This window comes from Streptomonospora sediminis (assembly GCF_054778995.1).
In genome coordinates this window covers 1-2,103 of record NZ_BAAGYZ010000120.1, presented here as the reverse complement: position 1 = coordinate 2,103, position 2,103 = coordinate 1, and the positions used below count along the sequence as shown (strand labels likewise).

Sequence of the window (2,103 nt, the reverse complement as noted above, 5' to 3'; positions counted from 1 at the left end):
CGGCGCCGCACCCGCGCCGGCAGCGGGCGCCGCCGGAGGCGACCGCGGCGCCGACCCGGCCGCAACCGCCTCGTTCGCCGACCGGATCGCCGGCCTGCCAGCGGCCGAACGCGGCACGGCCCTGCTGGAGCTGGTGCTGCGGAACGCGGCCCACGTGCTGGGGCACACGGCACCGGACACGGTGCAAAGCGAGCGGCGGTTCAAGGATGCCGGGTTCGACTCGCTGACCTCGGTGGAGCTGCGCAACCGGCTGAACGCCGAAACCGGGCTGCGGCTGTCGCCCGCGGCCGTGTTCGACCACCCCACCCCCGAAGCGCTCGCCGCCCACATCGGCGCCGAACTCGGCGGCACCGAACCGGCGGAGGCCGCCCAACAGCCTGCCGCGCAGCCGGCGGCACCGGCCGCCGCAGCCGCCGAAGACGACCCGGAGCCGATCGCGATCGTCGCCATGGCGTGCCGCTACCCCGGCGGAGTGGAAACCCCGGAGCAGCTGTGGGACCTGATCGCGGCGGAAACCGACGCCGTCGGCGACGCTCCGACCGACCGCGGCTGGGATCTCGACCTGCTGTACGACCCCGACCCCGACGCCTCCGGCCGCACCTATGCGCGCTCCGGCGGGTTCGTCCCCACCGCAACCGGGTTCGACGCGGAGTTCTTCGGGATCTCGCCGCGCGAGGCACTGGCCATGGACCCGCAGCAGCGCCTAGTCCTGGAAACCGCCTGGGAGGCCTTTGAACGCGCCGGCATCGGCTCCGCAGCGCTGCGCGGCAGCCGGACCGGTGTCTACGTGGGCGCCATCACCACCGGCTACGGCGCCGACCCGCGGCAGGGCCAGGGCACCACCGACGGCTACGCGGTGACCGGCAACGTGCTGAGCGTGATCTCCGGGCGGGTCGCCTACACGTTCGGGCTGGAAGGGCCCGCGATGACCGTCGACACGGCCTGCTCGTCGTCGCTGGTGGCGCTGCACCTGGCGGTGCGGGCGCTGCGCTCCGGCGAGTGTTCGATGGCGCTGGCCGGCGGTGTCACGGTGCTGCCGAACCCGGACCTTTTCGTGGAGTTCAGCCGGCAGCGGGCGCTGTCGCCGGACGGGCGGTGCAAGGCGTTCGGTGCCGCTGCCGACGGGTTCGGCCCGGCCGAAGGAGCCGGGCTGCTGCTGGTGGAGCGGCTGTCGGACGCCCGCCGCAACGGCCACCGGGTGCTCGCGGTGGTCCGCGGGTCTGCGGTCAACTCCGACGGCGCCAGCAACGGGCTGACCGCTCCCAACGGCCCCTCCCAGCAGCGGGTGATCCGCGCGGCACTGGCCGACGCCCGCCTAGAGCCCGGCGACGTCGACGCAGTGGAGGCGCACGGTACCGGAACCGCGCTCGGCGACCCCATCGAGGCCGACGCGCTGCTGGCCACCTACGGGCGGCAGCGGCCGGCGGACCGCCCGCTGCGCCTCGGATCGGTCAAGTCCAACATCGGCCACACCCAGGCCGCAGCCGGTGCCGCGGGCCTGATCAAGATGGTGCAGGCGATGCGGCATCGGACGCTGCCCCGCACCTTGCACGCCGACGAACCCTCGCCCCGGATCGACTGGTCCTCCGGCGCCTTGCGGCTACTGACCGAACCGGCGCGCTGGGCCGAAGGCGGCCGCACGCGCCGCGCGGCGGTGTCGTCGTTCGGTATCAGCGGTACCAACGCCCACGTCGTGCTGGAGGAGGCACCGCCCGAGCAGCCCGAACCCGAACCCGAATCCGAGCCGGTCCCCGGTTCCGCCGTTTCGGCTGCCCCGGTGCCCCTGGTGGTTTCGGGCGCATCGGCGGCGGGGCTGCGCGCGCAGGCCGAACGGCTGGCGTCCTTCATCACCGCGGCCGAACCCCCGCCCGCACTCGCCGACGTGGGTTTCTCGCTGGTGGAGTCGCGCACGGCCCTGCTGCACCGCGCGGTCGTCCTGGGCGGCCCGGATCCCGACGCCCGCACCGGCGCCGCACGTGCCCTCGGCACGCTCACTGGGCCCGACGTGGTGTCCGGCATAGCGGACGTGCGCGGCGGCACCGTGTTCGTGTTCCCGGGTCAGGGTTCGCAGTGGGCGGGGATGGCCGCTGAGTTGTTGGAGTC

Annotated in this window: 1 protein-coding gene; it reads left to right on the top strand. The window is 74.6% G+C overall.

The genetic code is table 11. The features are described 5' to 3' along the window. On the top strand, positions 1 to 2,103 hold a 2,103-nt coding region (locus ACYVD5_RS23730), incomplete at both ends, for a type I polyketide synthase (RefSeq protein ID WP_461003347.1).